This window comes from Paenibacillus allorhizoplanae (assembly GCF_927798215.1).
In the GTDB taxonomy this organism is placed as follows: Bacteria; Bacillota; Bacilli; order Paenibacillales; family NBRC-103111; genus Paenibacillus_E; species Paenibacillus_E allorhizoplanae.
The window spans coordinates 69,080-86,705 of the sequence record NZ_CAKMMW010000018.1 but is presented as its reverse complement, the minus strand read 5'-3'; the positions used below and the strand labels follow the sequence as shown (position 1 = coordinate 86,705).

13 protein-coding genes are annotated in these 17,626 nt (G+C 45.6%); 12 read left to right on the top strand and 1 reads right to left on the bottom strand.

Features of this window, described 5'->3' with window-relative positions; all coding sequences use genetic code 11:
- Positions 1-33 precede the first annotated feature (33 nt).
- From L6I86_RS24695 to L6I86_RS24655, 9 genes are all read left to right on the top strand, one after another.
- The gene (locus tag L6I86_RS24695) at positions 34-1,062 is read left to right on the top strand and encodes a response regulator transcription factor (protein ID WP_236291067.1); all 1,029 of its coding nucleotides are present in this window, start codon (positions 34-36) and stop codon (positions 1,060-1,062) included.
- A complete protein-coding gene (locus L6I86_RS24690) occupies positions 1,059-2,888 on the top strand; it encodes a sensor histidine kinase (RefSeq protein ID WP_236291066.1) in 1,830 nt (609 codons plus the stop codon). Before L6I86_RS24695 ends, L6I86_RS24690 begins: the two co-directional genes overlap by 4 nt.
- Before the next feature lie 83 nt (positions 2,889-2,971).
- Positions 2,972-3,934, top strand: coding sequence for an ABC transporter permease (locus tag L6I86_RS24685; RefSeq protein ID WP_236291065.1), 963 nt, complete (start codon positions 2,972-2,974; stop codon positions 3,932-3,934).
- Positions 3,935-3,954: 20 nt separating this feature from the next.
- Positions 3,955-4,818 (top strand): carbohydrate ABC transporter permease, encoded by an 864-nt coding sequence (locus tag L6I86_RS24680; RefSeq protein WP_236291064.1) that lies wholly within the window; start codon positions 3,955-3,957, stop codon positions 4,816-4,818.
- A 58-nt stretch (positions 4,819-4,876) separates the two neighbouring features.
- The gene (locus L6I86_RS24675; RefSeq protein ID WP_236291063.1) at positions 4,877-6,406 is read left to right on the top strand and encodes an extracellular solute-binding protein; all 1,530 of its coding nucleotides are present in this window, start codon (positions 4,877-4,879) and stop codon (positions 6,404-6,406) included.
- Positions 6,407-6,771: 365 nt separating this feature from the next.
- A complete protein-coding gene (locus L6I86_RS24670) occupies positions 6,772-9,183 on the top strand; it encodes a discoidin domain-containing protein (RefSeq protein WP_236291062.1) in 2,412 nt (803 codons plus the stop codon).
- 98 nt (positions 9,184-9,281) lie between these two features.
- A complete protein-coding gene (locus L6I86_RS24665; RefSeq protein WP_236291061.1) occupies positions 9,282-10,022 on the top strand; it encodes a sugar phosphate isomerase/epimerase family protein in 741 nt (246 codons plus the stop codon).
- Between the two features lies 1 nt (position 10,023).
- Positions 10,024-11,073: a Gfo/Idh/MocA family protein gene (locus tag L6I86_RS24660; protein WP_236291060.1), complete on the top strand. Its 1,050-nt coding sequence runs from the start codon at positions 10,024-10,026 to the stop codon at positions 11,071-11,073.
- Positions 11,074-11,131: 58 nt separating this feature from the next.
- Positions 11,132-13,480, top strand: coding sequence for a glycosyl hydrolase family 95 catalytic domain-containing protein (locus L6I86_RS24655; protein WP_236291059.1), 2,349 nt, complete (start codon positions 11,132-11,134; stop codon positions 13,478-13,480).
- 215 nt (positions 13,481-13,695) lie between these two features.
- Here L6I86_RS24655 and L6I86_RS24650 read toward each other — a convergent pair whose 3' ends face one another.
- Positions 13,696-14,646, bottom strand: a complete 951-nt coding sequence (locus L6I86_RS24650) for a hypothetical protein (RefSeq protein ID WP_236291058.1) — start codon at positions 14,644-14,646, stop codon at positions 13,696-13,698.
- A gap of 158 nt (positions 14,647-14,804) precedes the next feature.
- Between L6I86_RS24650 and L6I86_RS24645 the strand changes: the two genes are divergently transcribed.
- From L6I86_RS24645 to L6I86_RS24635, 3 genes are all read left to right on the top strand, one after another.
- Entirely contained in the window at positions 14,805-15,257 is a 453-nt protein-coding gene (locus tag L6I86_RS24645; RefSeq protein ID WP_236291122.1) for a cupin domain-containing protein, read from the top strand.
- Positions 15,258-15,395: 138 nt separating this feature from the next.
- Positions 15,396-16,022 carry a hypothetical protein gene (locus L6I86_RS24640; RefSeq protein WP_236291057.1) on the top strand — a complete coding sequence of 209 codons (627 nt, stop codon included), beginning with the start codon at positions 15,396-15,398 and terminating at the stop codon, positions 16,020-16,022.
- A gap of 196 nt (positions 16,023-16,218) precedes the next feature.
- On the top strand, positions 16,219-17,577 hold the full coding sequence (locus L6I86_RS24635) for a response regulator (protein ID WP_236291056.1): 1,359 nt from the start codon (positions 16,219-16,221) through the stop codon (positions 17,575-17,577).
- The last annotated feature ends 49 nt before the right edge of the window (positions 17,578-17,626 follow it).

Below are 17,626 nucleotides of genomic sequence, written 5' to 3'. Positions count from 1 at the left end.
ATTGTCGGGTGACCGCAAAGGGGCTTCATGAAGATGTATACGATTTTACTTATAGATGATGAGCCAATGATGCTTAAAGGGATGAAATATATGCTAGAGCATTCGGACATTCCGATTCGCTCTATTCTGGAAGCCACGGGAGGCCATGAGGCTATTAGGCTGTTGCAGCAATTTGGTGCAGATTTAATCGTTACGGACATCCGGATGCCTGATATGACGGGCTTGGAGCTTTGCCGTATGTTGTCGGAGCAATTTCCGTTGGTCCCATGTATGATTGTATCGGGTCATGATGAATTTGCTTATGCAAGGGAGGGGCTGCGGTACGGTGTGAAGGATTTTTTGCTGAAACCACTTAACAGGGAGCAGTTTACGGCTTCCCTTCGTCAAATGTTGCGCAAATTAGCGGAGATTGGTCATCCGAACGGAATTTCGACATCCGAGTGGAGAGAAATTGCGGATGCATGGACGGAAGCAGTCGTGCAGGATCATCAAGAGAAACGGGTAGAGGCGGAAGTAAAGTGGCTTGAATGTTTGCGTTACGCCCCTCCTTCTTTGTGCATGATATGGCACGGCATTTTTCACGTAGCATTATTACAGCGGGCGGGGGGCAAGCTGGAACGAGCGATGGATATACCGTTGCTGCCTTTTCAAGGTCAGATGTTAGAGGAACTAATAAACTGGGTCGTTGAGGATTTGAACGCTATATGCGAAGCCATGAAACTACATGCTTACTCGGACCATCAAAAGTTGATCTACAATGCGCAGTTGTATATCCGTGAACATTACAATAAAGAAATTTCTCTGGAGGAACTGGCGTCCTCATTGGGCTATTCAGCTCCTTACTTCAGCCAGTGGTTCAAACAAAAGACGGGGATTTCATATGTGACTTACAGAACCCAATTGCGTATGCAGCGCGCTCAGGAGCTTTTACTCAAAACGGATAAGCCTATTTTGCAAATTGCCTATGAGGTCGGATATAACGATGTGGCCGGTTTTATTCGTACTTTCAAAAAGGAAACCGAGCAAACGCCTACGGAATATCGCAAGGGAGGCTCTTTATGATCCGGTGGCTGTCCCAGAAAAGCTTGTTCCAACAATTCACTTTGGCCATGATTGTCGTCATTTTCATCCCATTAGTCATTATTACCGGATTCAGCTACTACAGAGCAACGGATCAAATTAGCACGCTTGTATCGGAGCTTTTAGAGAAGGTAGTTACGGATGTCAGTCAGCAACTGGACGATGTTATTGAAAACTATGATACGCTTACGCTTTATTTGGCGAATTCCGAACAGGTTAGGAGTTTTGTGGAACAGCCGGCTGACGCCTATTATGAAAAGGTGCGGTTCACCAGCTGGATTGAATCTGAGACGCCATTCCATGATTTCATACTGCAGTCTCCCATTGTGAATAATTTGAATATTGTCGGTAATACCGGAATGTTCTACGCAACAAACCGGCACGCGATGGATGGGGAGGCATTGTCACGCAAAGAATCGATCCTGCGGCGGGCACCAGCGCTTACGGCCCAATATTCACAAAATAACGGGACTAAGATTATCGCCTCTCAAGTATTTCAGGTGAGCCCTGGGGGGGCCTTCTACATTTCCATGGGTAGAGTGGTTCTTGGTAAAAACGATTATACGGTTAAGGGTGTTTTGTTCACGGATATTGTGCTGGATGAGCTGCTGAAATCTTGGAAACGCGAAGATATAAAGGACGGCTACTTATGGATTGTGGATTTGTCGGGACAAATCTTATATCATCCCGATACTTCTTTAATCGGTACTCGGCTTGAAGCCTCCAACTCCCAACGGCTCATTGCCGGAGAACGAGGTCATTTTACATCGACTTCTGACAAAGGGGACAAAACGGTCCATGTTTATTCCGCTTCCAAATACTCCGGGTGGCGCGTAATCGCAACCGTACCGGTTGTTACTTTCGAAGCGCCGATAACGAAGCTTCGCAACTCGATATGGACGTTTTCAATCCTTATCATTCCAGTTATTTTGATTTGTTTTTTCACGTTTACCCGCTCTATTTTAAGACCGCTCATTCGTCTGAAGGCAGGGATGAGGGAAGTTGAACAAGAGCGGTTCGTCCGAATAGAAGGTACAGCGCTGCCTGGTAACGAGATTGGCAGTTTAATAAGCACGTATAACGGCATGGTCACTCGAATCTCGGAACTTATTGAAACGGTCTATAAAGCGGAATTGAAACACCGTGAGGACGAAATTGCTCGGAAAGAAGCGGAATACCACGCTCTTCAGATGCAGATCAATCCGCATTTTTTATACAATACGCTCGGCACGATTAATAATTATGCACTCATTGCCGGCCAAACATCCATTCAGGATATGATTGAGGCATTGGCACATATGTTCCGTTATTCGATTAAAGATTTGGGCGAGCCTGTACAGCTGCAAGAGGAAATTCAACATGTCCATAATTATTTGTGTATTCAAAAGCATCGGCATTCCCGCATGCCTATGATTCGTTGGGAAACCGCCGATTTCGAAGGTTATATTGTGCCTAGACTGATGCTTCAACCTCTCATCGAGAACGTCTTTCAGCATGCGTTTCCAACGATAAAAGAATCAGACGAAATTCTCATACGATGCCAAGCACAAGGTGAATTGCTTCTTGTATCTGTGGAGGACAATGGCCGTGGATTGAGGGAAGCGGTGATGGAATCTACGTTCGTGGATCAACTGGATGGGGCGAACCTTGGGATCGGATTAGTCAATGTGCATAAGCGAATCAGGTTGAAATACGGGGATTCTTACGGACTATTATTGCGTGGAAGTGAAGGCGAAGGAACAACAGTCATCGCAATTGTTCGTTTGGAACCGCCCAAAACATCTGAAATCAAGTCAATCATATCTTAATTCAAGTCATCTTCAAAAAAGAGTTCCTCCGTTATAGTAGATATAGGGGTTACGCTCCCTGTCAACTTAACGGAGGTTTTTTCATGTCGAACAGAGCGAAAGTAACGGCTTATAAAGGAAGAGCAGCTGCAGTAAGAAGATACCAATTGTTCCACGCAATCAGGAGGCATCCGGCGCTATATTGGATGGTATTGCCGGGAATTGTGTATTATATCTTGTTCAAGTATGTTCCTATGCTAGGTATTGTGATCGCTTTTCAAGATTTTAACGTGTATAAAGGGATATTTGGAAGCGAATTCGTCGGTTTTCAACAATTTGAGATTTTGTTTTCTTCCAAAGACTTTTATCGACTGTTGACCAACACGCTGGTTATTAATTTCTATGACCTATTGATCGGTTTTACTTCTCCTATCGTACTTGCTTTATTATTGAATGAGGTTTCGCAAATGATGTTCAAGCGTACGATTCAATCACTCCTGTATTTGCCTCATTTTCTTTCCTGGGTCGTTATTGGAGGATTAGTGACCAGTCAATTGTTGTCGCCCACCACGGGGTTGATCAATCAAATCATAGTAGAACTGGGTGGGACGCCAATTTATTTTCTCGTAGAAAACGCATTTATTCGAAGTGTCGTAGTCGCAGCAGGAATTTACAAGGAAGTGGGCTGGGGTACCATTATTTATTTGGCGGCGTTGGCAGGCGTGAACCCTAGTTTGTACGAGGCAGCGAGCATTGATGGAGCGGGACGGTTTCGGCAAGTATTTTCCATTACACTCCCTACGATTATGCCGGTAGTCAGTGTGCTATTCCTAATGAAGATTGGTCATTTTCTCGATTTCGGCTTTGACCGGGTATGGGTATTTATGAACGGAGCCAATCAAGGGAAAATCGATATTTTTGATACTTACGTTTATAGAGTCGGGCTTACGCAAGGATTATACAGCTACGCGACGGCCATCGGGCTATTCAAGGCGATCGTGGGACTTATCCTGGTACTTTTCTTTAACCATTGGAGTAAAAAAACAACAGGCGAAGGCCTGTACTAAGGGAAACGGCGGGTAACCTTATGAAAATCTCATTATCGAGAAAGCTGTTTATGACATTCGTCTATATAGCCCTTACGATCCTTTGCACGGCAATGGTCATGCCTTTCATCAAAGTGATCGCGCAATCGCTTAGCAGTGCTAAGGCGATCGAAACCGGCACCGTATGGTTTTGGCCTATCGATTTCAATTTGCTCAACTATAGAGCTGTGCTGTCTGATTCAGGTATCATTAGGGCGTTTTATAACTCTACAATCATTACTGTTGTGGGTACGCTAATCAATTTGGTTATGACTTGCCTATTGGCTTACCCTACCAGCAGGAAAGAATTCGAGCACAGCAAGCTTATTTTGTTCATGATCATGATCACGCTTATATTCTCGGCTCCGCTAATCCCTAACTTTTTGCTTGTAAAACAACTAGGCATGCTCGATACCTTATGGGCTGTAATGATTCCAGGTGCGATTAGCAGCTTTAACTTTTTTATACTGCGTTCGTTTTTCAAAAATTTATCCGAGGAACTGATGGATGCCGCCCGAATCGACGGTTGCGGGGAATTAGGAATATTGATGCGGATGGTGCTTCCGCTGTCCAAAGCGTCATTGGCTGCCATCGGCTTATTTTATGCGGTTGGCAATTGGAACAATTTGCAGGGTCCTCTCGTGTATTTGCAAAGTCCCGATATGATTACGCTGCAGGTGAAACTGTACATGATGATCGTTTCGGACGTTACCGTAGTTCCGGATATTCCGGAAATGATTCAGCTATCGCCGGAAGGCATTAGGATGACGACAATCGTAGTTGCAACCTTGCCGATTTTGCTCATTTACCCGTTTTTGCAAAAGTATTTCATTCAAGGTGCAACATTAGGCTCGCTTAAAGAGTAGAACTGCGGTGATCCGGTCGAAAGGCCTACACATATTTGCCAAAAAAAGGAGGATCTCAATGAGAAATAAAAAAGTAAAGATGCTGGCCGCCATGCTATTGGTGACCGTGCTGCTTGCAGCGTGCAGCGGAAAAAATGAGACGACTGGGGGGGATACTACACCGCAATCTGCAAGCCCCACCGCCGCGGCAACGCCATTAAAGTTTTCGATGTCCATTAATGGCGGCGACAATCCTTATATTACAAAAGTAGGAAACTTGGCGAACGATAAGTATGTGCAGGAAATTAATAAACGTGCGAATGTGGAGCTGGACTTTAAGGTGAAAAGCCACAAAAATTACGCTCAGGAAATGCAATTAATGTTTGCTTCCGGCGTTATTCCTGACCTAGTGTTGGATGCCGGGGACACCACTTCGCCTAATATAGCTGTTGCGGTCAATTCCGGGGTTTTTATGCAGCTGGACGAGCTGCTAGAGAAGCATAAGGCGGAGCTGCCGAACCTGATGAAAGCCATCCCTAAGGAAGCATGGGAGCAAGAGAAAGTAGGAGGCAAGCAGTACGGCGTTCCCGTAGCCTATTTAAGCAACGGGCTTAATGAATCGCTGTATATCCGCAAAGATTTGCTGACAAAGTATAATCTGAAAGCGCCGACTACGCTCGATGAGGCTGTACAAGTAATGAAGGTGTTCAAACAAAACGGAATGAAATATCCTTACAGCGGGCGCGAGAAATGGAGTTATACGAGCACATTCATCTATCCGTTCGGCGTGGCCACGAATCGTTGGAATGTCGTGAACAATGAGATGGTTCCAGACACGATTCGGCCGGAGATGAAGGAAGCGCTTGCTTTCAACAGAAAGCTGAGAGAAGATGGCTTGATGGATCCGGAAACGTTAACGACCTCCTCGACGGATTGGACCAATAAGATCAAAACCGGTCAAGTGGGCATGTTCACTCATGTTCCTTCATCATTCAGGGATTGGAACGAGGGACTGAAGGCACATGTAACTGACGGTGAGTTCATCATTATCCCAGCGCTCAAGGGTCCGAGGGGGGCGGCGGGAGCTCCGGTCAGTCCGCTTATTTCCGCATCCATTTATATTAACAAGAACTTTAAAGAGCCGCTTCGCGCTTTGAAATTTTTGGATTGGCTCGCCACCGAGGACGCTCAAGCTTTTTTAAGCTACGGATTTGAGACAAAAGAAAACTTCAAGCTTCCAACCGAAACCGATAAGCTTAACGAGTATACGTTCTTATCCACTTTAAGGTTTGTCCGCGACTCTACTTTCAACAAGAATACGATCGATCTCGATCCGAACGGCAAGGTGCTCAAGGATTTTCTTGCCAATGTAGCACCTAAGGAAGGCTATCATGCCTACAAGGTGCCAAGCGATTTGACGGCGTACAAGAAAGTTCCAGAATTGAAAAATAACGATCTGTTCTACGAATACGCAGCCAAGATTTTCTTGGGACAGCTTCCGGTGGACGCTTTCGACGACTATGTTAAGGAATACAAAAAACGCGGTGGCGAAGAAGTGATCAAGGAAGCGACCCAATTGTTCAAAGATGGTAAACTGATCAAATATTAAGAGAAACGGCACCAGTTAGCCTCTATGCCTTGGACGCGGTTCGCGAACAATTGATTTAATCATAAGATGGAGCTTTCCTCCCGTCATCTTCCTGACAGGGCGGAAAGCTCCTATTGGTTTTCTTCGGGCTCGACATCAACATCTGAAATCAAGTCAATTATATCTTAAATCGAGTCATCCCCAAAGAAGAGCCCCACCGTTATAGTAAATATAGGGATACGCTCCTATGACTATAAATCCCAGCCTATGTAGGGGGTGGAAAATCAACATCAAACAGGACGAACGGCTCCTTAAAGGCTATTGTTTTAAAAATTGTGCCAGTCCCGAATTTATGCGGTATATGTTATTCATGGGAGGGAATTAGGATGAGACCTAACAAACTATTTTCGAAAAAAAGGTTCGCTGGACTAATGGTTGCCGCATTGACATTGGTGGGTATCGTACCTGCTGCGTCAGCCGCATCGAGCTCGTTGGTCTATTTGCAAAACGGGAAATTGGTTTACGAGCCATACGCCAACCAGGGTCAGACGAATGCGGTCAACACGATTCCCGACTTTTCGTACGCGGGGTATATGGGCGGCGGCGTGCCGATTCCTTACGTTCCGGCCAAAATCACCATCAATCCGATAGACGGTGATGACAGGCTGAACATTCAGAACGCGATCGATTACGTTTCAGGCTTGCCTCTGGATGCAAACGGTTTTAGAGGTGCCGTTCATCTCAATGCCGGGACATACGACGTTATCGGCAACCTATCCATCATCGCGAGCGGAGTTGTCCTGCGCGGAGCGGGACAAGGGCTGAGCGGAACGATCATCAAAGATCTGAATACAGGCCTGCAATCCAACTTTTTTTACGTCGGCGAGGTTACTGAAACCGGTGTAGTAGAAGTAACCGCAACCAAACAGAACATAACGACTGCCTATGTGCCGACAGGTGCGCGAACGTTCAATGTTGCTTCCACCGCGGGATATGCTGTAGGCGATCAAATTTTTGTCGTGCGCACGCCGAACGACACGTGGATTAACGATTTGAACATGGCTCAATGGGGCTGGACAACGACGGAGTATACGGTTCAATACGAACGCAAAATTGTGGCGATCAACGGCAATTCGATTACGATCGATGCTCCGATCGTGCAAGCGATGGAAACCAAATACGGCGGAGGGCATATCGTCAAATTCAACGACCCCGGACGCATAAGTCAGGTTGGAATTGAAGATATCCGGTTTGAATCGACGTTTGCCAGCAGTACGGACGAGAATCATGGCTGGGAAGCCATCAAAATGAGATATGTGAAGGATTCATGGGTTTCCGGCGTTACTGCCCGATATTACGGCTTATCCACCGTATCGCTTAACGCTTATGCAACGCGGATTACCGTGCAGGATAGCGCTTATCTGGACCCTAAATCGACGACCGAAGGCGGAAGGAGATACGCATTCAATGCTGCTTATCCTACTTCCAGCAGCAATTTGTTCCAGCGCTTGTACACGCAATACGACAGGCATGCTTTTGTATCCGGTCCGAGAGTTGCGGGGCCGAATGTGTTTCTGGACAGCTTGTCTGAAAATGGCCGTGACGATATCGGTCCTCATCAACGCTATGCAACAGGCTTGTTGTTCGATAACATCAAAGGATCGGAAATCCGAGTACAGAATCGCGGGGGAAGCGGAACCGGCCACGGCTGGGCAGGGGCACAGACGATGTTCTGGAACAGTGTGGCAAGCAGTGAAATGAAGGTGGATAGTCCGCTCGGCGCGAGAAATTGGGGGATCGGCTCTGTTGGCGGCACCCAGACTGGCGCGGGCTTCTGGGAATCTTACGGGGTTCCAGTTATTCCGAGAAGCTTGTATTTGCAGCAGCTGCAGGATCGCAAGGGGGTAGGCGCTGTCACGAACATCGCCATCCCGGAACAATTGAACGGCACGATATGGGATAAATTGTCGGCGTGGAGAGGCGGCAGTAAGCTCAATCAATCGTTGAAAGTAGTGATTCCTGGTTCGGCGGTAACGGCAAGCACCTATCAAGTCGGGAATATACCTGCCAATACGGTGGACGGATCATTGACGAGCCGCTGGGCTTCGGACGGCGACGGACAGTGGATCCAATATGACCTTGGTTCGAACAAACAGGTAGACCTTCTTAAGATCGCATTCTTCGAAGGATCGTTAAAAACGTTTACGTTCGATATTCAGACATCGCTCGATGGTGTGAACTTCACGACGGCACATGCAGGGATCAAGAGTGCGCAGACCAATGCGCTGCAAACGTTTGAACTCCCGGATACTTCTCCTGTTCGGTATGTGCGGCTTGTAGGTCATATGAACACCGCGAGCACGTGGAACAGCTTCAACGAAGTGGAGATCTACTTTCCTCCAGCGAAATTGGCCGTAGCTGCCAATGCGGTGACGGCCAGTACGCATGACGGCAATGTGCCTGCAAATACGATAGACGGCTCCTTGGATACCCGCTGGTCCGCTCTCGGCGATCCTCAGTGGATCCAATACGACCTGGGGTCCAATAAACAAGTAGCGTTCGTTCAAATGGCTTTCTATAACGGCGACGTCAGGACAGCTACTTTCGACATCGAGACGTCGACGGATAATGTCAACTTCACGCCAGTAGCGACAAGGTTACAGAGTACATTTAACAACGGCCTTCTGAAGTTCGATTTTACCGATGTTGGCTCAGCCCGCTACGTACGAATTGTTGGTCATGGAAACTCGGTCACCTTATGGAACGCGTTTACCGAAGTTGAGATTTACGGCATGTAGGGCTACGTAAACAATAGCTTGCACATCGTTGACCGGTAGAGGATGTATGCTCTGCCGGTTAACTACTATTACTTAAATATGAAAGGGAAGTGTTGGTATTGCAAGTTGGTATTGCGGACTACGGGATGAATGTTTGGGATGGTGGTTGTTTCGACTTTATTGAAAGATGCATGAAATTAAAAGAAATAGGATTTGACGGCATTGAAAGGTTGACGGTCTATACGCCAGAAGAAGCTGTGATGAAGGTAGCTCATTTGCGACAGTTAGGAATGAATGTTACGACAGTCCGGGGACCTAGTGTGGAGTTGTCTATTCAATGGACGGCTGGATTAGGCAAAGATTATGTATGGACCCAAGTGTTAGAGAGCAAACAATTCGATGTTTTTTGCAGACAGGCTAACCAGATGTCCGAGGTTTGCCATAAATGGGGGATTCATCCTGCACTGCATAATCATATGGGCACGTTGGTGGAAACACAAGAACAACTGGAACAATTTTTAAAGGAATGCCCTAAGAATCGGTTGGTGTTCGATACGGCACATCTTGCTGCAATGGGTGGAGATGGCGTTGAAATTGTCAAGAAGTACATTGATCGTATTCAAGTTATTCATGTTAAGGATTGGCTATTGTTAAATCCGGACGCTGAACGTTGGCAGGAACGGGGACGATTTTGCGGATTGGGTGAAGGTAATATCGGACTCGATAATATAGAAATTTTAAATACGGCAGTAAAGCTGGGATATAAAGGATGGATTTTCGTCGAGCATGACTCGCATTTACAGGAGCCGTTAATCGATTTAATGAAGAGTAGGCAGTATTTAATGAAAGGTGGATTTTAGAATGAACAATGGTGTGGAGCCAGTAAAGATTGGGATTATTGGATTAGGACGGGCAGGCTACGGCATGCATTGCAAGGAATTAAGGGACAAGACGAATCTATTTCAAATTACCGCAGGCTGTGATCCGATTGTTTCCCGAATGGAAACTTTATCGCAAGAATTCGGCAGCAAAAGTTACGAACGTATCGAAGACTTGGTAAACGATAGCAATGTGGAACTGGTAGATATCGCTTCCCGGTCCAATGATCACTTTACTCACGGGATGATGGCATTGGAAGCAGGTAAAGATATTGTTCTTGAGAAACCGATGACGCTGAATGTTCAGGAAGCTGAGAAATTAGTGGAAACGGCACTCAAAAAGGGGAAAAACATCTACGTTCGACATAACCGAAGATATGATCCCGATTTTCTTCATGTTATGGAATTGATTAACAGCGGTATTCTTGGCGAAATCCATTCGATTAAGCTTAGCCGTCATTCATATAACCGTCGTAATGATTGGCAGACGTTAAAAGAGTTCGGTGGCGGCCAACTGTTAAATTGGGGCCCTCATATTATCGATCATGCACTTTGCTTATTGCAATCTCCGATCATACATATATGGAGCCATTTGGATCAAATCCTTGCAGCTGGAGATGCCGAAGATCATTTAAAGGTGATATTAACCGGGGAGAACGGTCGAATTGCGGATATTGAGATTAGCGGAGCAGTGGCTCTGCCCTCACCTACCTATCAAATTAATGGAAGCAAAGGCTCTTTATCGTTGATTGGTAAAGAAATCCGGCTTAAGCGCCTTCACCCCGATGTGCAGTTCCAACCTATTCATGCGGACCCAGAAACACCTCCACAAATAGGGAATTTTAACAATGTTGAAGAATTGAAATGGGTTGAAGAGGTCATTCCTGTATCACCGGCTATTCAATATGATTTTTGGGACGAATTGTATCGAAGCATTCGCTTTCGCGAATCTTTCCGAATTCAAATTTCTGAAGCCATGGATGTCGTCAAAGTCATATCACAAGTGAGGAGAAATACACGATTCGAATCGTAAATTACTATTTGGAGAGTGACTCTGGCTGATGATATCCAAGGGGAAGAACGAGTTAGTCATGAACTACCCTAGTCCCTGGTGGGGGGCTGGATGGAGAGAAGCGCTGCCATCTGGTAACGGAAAAATCGGTGCTGCTGTCTATGGGAGCGTGCATGAAGAGACGATTTTACTGACACATGAAGATTTATGGGCGGGAAGCCTGACACCTGAATTGCCGAATATCAGCGACAAGCTGCCACAGGTGCGGAGTATGCTTTTGGCTGGCGAAGTGATTCAGGCGAACCCGATTTTATCAGATGCATTAAAAGAATTGGGCTACGAGACCAAGATCGCTTGGCCGCTTCCCTTGTGCGATTTCAAGGTGCGAATGCCATCAAAGGTTGGATTTAAGCAATATGAGCGACGACTGGATATGGAGACTGGGGAAGTAACCGTGTCCTGGCAGGATGGCGATACCCGTTATGGACGTTACTTATTCGTATCCCGTCCGACTGATTTGATCATCTATGAGATCCGTGCTGAAGGGGATGGCCTCATTCAAGCCGACTTCTTCATCGATCTTCATGATCGAAAGGATGTTAGGAAAACAACGACCCTCCTACCGGAAAATATAGAGCTTCAAATAGAAGGCGAGTACTTATTTTTTGCGGCGTCCAATGATGACGCAACGGACTTTGGAGCTGTAGCCAGGATTAGTACGAAGGAGGGAAGGCTGGAGGCATGCGACGGCGTGCTGAAGGTGGAGGGTGCCGAACGCGTATTGATCTACATTCGACTGTTTGTTAAAGGGGAACGGAATGCTGAATGGAGCCGAATCCGATCGCAATTAGCTGGCATGAAAGCCGAGTACAGTGAGCTTCTGCAGGCACATGTACAGGAGCACGGCCGTATTTTCCATGCTTCAAGCTTAGATCTGGGCGTTGAAGGAAATCTAAGGTCGAACGAAGAGCTTCTTCTCGAAGCTTATCGTGGGGAGGCACCTTTGGAAATGGTAGAGAAGATGTGGGCATACGGACGCTATCTTCTGATTTCCTGCTCGCGCGAAGGCGGTCATCCGTGTCACCTCTATGGCTTATGGTGCGGCGAATACGAAGGCTTGTGGGCGTTTAACATGGTTAACGAAAATTTGCAGATGATTTACTGGCAAGCCCTTTCGGGAAATATGCCAGAGCTGCTGCTGACCGTATTCGATTACATGGAAAGATTGATGGACGATTTCCGTACCAATGCACGCTCTCTTTACGGATGCCGGGGGATTTACATTCCTGCCCCAACTGCTCCTGATTCCGGACTACTGAAGCATCCCATACCGCACATTCTCCATTGGACTGGCGGAGCGGGATGGGTTGCACAGCATTATTATGACTATTATCTCTATACAGGGGATTTGGATTTCCTTCGCCATCGTGCGCTGCCTTTTTTAAGGGAAACGGCTATGTTTTATGAAGATTTTTTTATCATTGGAGAAGATGGTTATTATATCAGTTGCCCTTCCGTCTCACCCGAGAATGTTCCAGCGAATTACAGAAGTGGACCGAAAAGTGATGCAACAGCTGAGATAACTATCAACGCTACGATGGATTTTGCCATTGCCAAAGAGGTGCTTCGCAATCTGATTGACGGAGCAGGTAAAGTACATGCATATCCGGATGAAGTCGACAAGTGGAAAGCGATGCTGAAACGTATTCCCCCCTATCAGATGAACGAGGATGGATCTGTTCGGGAGTGGATGCATCCCTATTTTACAGAGTATAACCATCATCGTCATCAATCGCATATTTACCCTGTTTTTCCTGGTATAGAAGTTAATCGCGAGAATGATTCTGAACTGTATGAAGCGTTTATTGCCGCAGCGAAAAAGCGTCTCCTGATCGGTTTGAATGATCAGACTGGATGGTCATTTGCCCATATGGCCAATCATTATGCTCGGATGGGTGAAGGTGATTTAGCGTTGGAATGCCTAGACTTGCTAAGCCGTTCCTGCGTCACTAACAATTTCTTTACATTGCATAACGATTGGCGGAAGATGGGGATTGGGTTGGATATGGACTGGGCACCTTTTCAAATTGACGCCAATATGGGTTGGAGTGCTGCCGTTCAGGAGATGATGCTATTCTCCCTACCCGGTAAAATTTACATTCTCCCAGCCTTGCCCACTCGTTGGAGGAAGGGGAAAGTCGGGCCTCTCCTGACGCGTGGTGCAGTTGAAGTGACCGTGTCATGGAATCAGGATGTTGATTCTGTTCAATTGGAATTGATTTCACGAAACAGCAGTCAGGCGGTTGATGTAATTTTCCCGCAACCCGTCATCCCGATAGACGGATTACGTATGCAAGGAAACAAATTAAGCAATCTTCGATTAGTAGCCGGAAAACCCATACAGCTTAGTTTTAAATTTGGAGTTTGATGGATATAGGAGATAGATTAACTTACATCGTAAATCTGCGGAGATGCGAAGCTGCTCCAAGACATCTTTAACTGTCTCTTTGCGTAAATTTAGTGGTTCTTTGATCTTCATAATTATACCGAAAAAAGGTGCAGTCTCCTCAAAAATATGGAGTGACTACACCTTTTACGGTGACTTTTTCAGTGCCTCACGTTGGTTGAGGTGGCTCTTAATTGTCAACTGTCCAAGTTAGATTCTTCGATCCAATTGATTCGTTTCGTAATCAGGTCAGCCAGGGCAGCCTCTGCGGCCGAAAACTCCTTTTGCAACTGAGAAACGACAGGGCGAATTTTATTCATTGCTGAAAGTGTTTGGCTTTGAGAATTCGTGATCCGACCTTGTACAATCCAGTCGGCAATGAGACCATCAAACCAATAGTCAGCCATTTTCAATGTGCCGCTGATGTCAATCTCAATATGAAAACTCCGATTCAAGTCAGTTAGTTCGTCACGAAAATTCAGAATCTGGTGATTAGCCTGATGAATGAATCGTTTGGCATCATCCACATGACTATGCTTTGCATGGGTGCTTATCATGCCGCCGCCGCCCCATAAGTCCCATTTCCCCCAATTTTCTGCTTTCTCTAAGCTATTGGAGGCATCAGTTAACGAAGCTAGAACAAGCTTTCCAGCAGTCAGTGCTTCTTGTATCTCTTTTACCAAAAGCTTCTGATCGTCGATGTTGTCGTCCATTCGTTCAAGTTCTCTAGATAATAGGGGTGCGTTTAAAAGTGCCTCTTCCTTCGCTGCCATTAGCTTCTTATAGTCGTCTGCAGCACGTTGATAGTTGGCGAGGTCATCACCGACTTGAATCAAAGCATTCTGTGCATCCAGAAGTGCCTGTTTGGCAGTTTCTAACTGAAGAGCAGCGGTAAGTACTTGTTGCCGTTCCATTTCAAGTTGCTCGGATTTACTGCGGAGAATCGTGTGGAATAGATTTGTAAGTGACAATCGCGTTAAACGTTCTACATCTGCCTGCTCCGATTCAAGTTGTAACTCAAGCCGTCCTATGAGACGTTCCTGCTCATATACTCTATTCAGAAGATCTTCTCTTTTGCGTTCTGCTTTGTGCAGTCGAAACATCCGTTCTTTCGCTACCCTCAATTGAAGGTTTAGATTATCTGGCATCTTCTTCCCTCGTTTCCCAGCATTTGTTAGATGGATCACTTTTTCAATACGTGCTATTCCGTTAGGGGTTTCGGAAATTTTTTCGCATACACTTTGTGACTTCCCTATGGTATAATTCTATCTTTGTAAGTTTAGAGAGAAATAGGAGAAATCATATGATTACCAAACAACTGTCACCACTTGTTCAAACGTTAGATTTGAAACCGCACCCTGAGGGTGGATGGTACAAAGAGCTATGGAAAGCCTCATTCGAAATCCCAAAAGAAGTACTCCATGCAGCATACTCGGGTTCGCGATACGCAGCAACTTCGATCTATTTCCTGCTTCACCCAGATGAATTTTCGGAGTGGCACACCGTATTGTCCGACGAGTTATGGTTATGGCACTCCGGCAGCCCGATCGTGCTTACATTAGGAGGAACGAGTGAGCAGCCTAAAGCGACACAGGAAATTATTCTAGGTCCTGATGTGCTGAACGGTCAGCATCCACAGGCACTTGTCCCAGCACATGTATGGCAAATGGCACGACCGCTAGGCGATGAACCCGTTCTGGTTTCTTGTGTAGTTGCACCAGGTTTCCATTATGATGATTTCAGATTAATTAAGAGATGATGATTATACGATTTATTTTGATTAGTGTTATGTAATTTGGTATCGTGAAGATAAGAATCCTTTTAAGCGTAAAGCATACGCCGCTAGCTCATTTTTCCGGAGCTGGCGGCGTTTTATTTTTTGGAGGAGATGATCGCAGTGTTCGAGAAGGAGTATGACATCTTTTGGGAAGAACAAGTTAGGAGTGCAAGTGGTCAAAGGTTGGAAATGTTGCAGAGAGATCTGACAGGAACGAAGAAACTTTTGGAAGTGGCGCTTCTGCCTGTATTGGGATCGTTGGATGGGTTAGTGCTTGAATTTGAGATGACGAGTTTATCAGGTGTGAAGATATATGGTGACGTATTTCACCCTAAGTTAAGAATAGTGTTTGAGGAGGATAGCTACGTCACACACGCTGAGAAAATCACGAGAGACCGGTTTTCATTCGAGAGAGCACGTGCACGCTCAGTTGCGATACTAGGTTACACCTATTTTCCATATAGCCGAGATGAACTAGAAAAGAAACCGACTTTCTGCCAAAGAAATCTGTATGAATTAATCGGCAGAATTGGTAATGCAGATGGTGTCGGGTTGCTACAACTGGCTGTTTACGAGCGGGAAGTTTTGAGGTTCGCCTTGTTAGCTACTAAACCCTTTCGATTAACGGACGTATGTATGTGGCTTCAACTTAAAAGTGAGACTTGCAGAAAAGTAGTCCGAGATTTAGAAACAAAAGGTTTGGTATATCCAATTGGTAGAGGCGTGATTAGAAGTCATAATTCATGATTTCTGAAAAAGCGATAGGTCTCTTGCATCGTAACAAGTAGCGTAAGTCGAAAAAATCGAGTTGCGCATGGGGACCATGGCAAAAAGAGTTGCGTAAGTCGAAAAAATCGACTTACACACTCCATACCCACCATCCACACATCCCACACAATAAACGTAATAAAACACATATTCACATCGATTGTTGTACAATAAAATGGAGTTATGGCAAGTAAATGAACGAGGTGGCAGCATGGTTAATATTTTGGTGGTAGATGATGAGCCGATGATTTGCAAGGGTGTTGCGACGATTTTGAAGCAGTCCAAGTTGGACATTAACGAGGTATTCATCGCGTATAACGGGTTTGAGGCGCTGGATTTTATACATTTGGAGAAAATAGATTTAGTATTTACAGATATTCAGATGGAGAAAATGAATGGCATCGAGTTGATCGAGAATATTTTCTTAGAGGATCCTTCAATTCCGATAGTGATTTTGTCGGCGCATGGTGAGTTTGAATATGCACAGAAAGCGATCCGTTTTGGAGCGAAGGAGTATTTGGTTAAGCCGATTACGCCGCCGCATCTCATTTCTGTTGTGACCAAGCTGTTGAAGGAAAAGGAAGAGAAGGGTCAGCGTTTCACGAATTGGGAAGGCTCGCGTACCCTGCCTGGCCATATGACGCATGAGACGAATTATTATTTAAATGAATTGGTGACAGGGACAATCCATGAGTCCGAGGTCCCTACAATAAAAGAAACACTGGATAATCGCATGAATGGCACGTATTTTAGTATGCTGACTATCAAATTATCATTAGAACGTGGCGGCATTCATGATCAGGAAATATCCACGTTGAAGGATCGCAGTTTGTTGAAATACGCAGCGTTGAACATCATGGAGGAAACCGCGAGTCAGTGGAGCCATCTTGTTTTTAATAATCACAACTCCACCTTCACTTTGCTGCTGCAAATAACAGAAGAGGAGAGCAGAGGCTCGATGCGTGTGAACCAGCTGTTGATGGTGGCTCAAATGATTCATACAAATCTGCTGAAATATTTGAATGTGAAGAGTCAAATCGGCATCAGCCGCATCCGAGAGGGCATTACGCAGTGGCCAGTGATGTATAAAGAAGCGCTCGAGAGCTTAACTTGTTGTGAATCCAATAAGGGTCACTACATGTTCTATATTGAGGATAAGGACAGCATCAATCCGGATCCCGACTTAACCATAGCTGGTGTAGACGAGGCGAACAACCGAATCGTGTATGAGACGAAAGTCTACATAGAGGGTCATTTCTGCGATAAAGGCTTGAAGTTGCAAGATATCGCGGATGCGGTGCATTTAAGCCCGAATTACTTAAGTTATTTGTTCAAAAAAGTGATGGGCTCGAACATCTGGGACTATGTCACGAAGCTGCGGATGGAAGAAGGGAAACGTCTCATTCTGACGACAGATAAACGACGCTACGAGATTTCCGAGGAAATCGGTTACGAATCTCCGGAGCATTTTAGCAAAATTTTCAAAAAACATTTCGGAATTAATATCTCGGAAGTAAAGCAATCAGGTGCGTAACATACGACATACTAAGCGTAATACGACACATCGCCCTCGCCTTGAACTC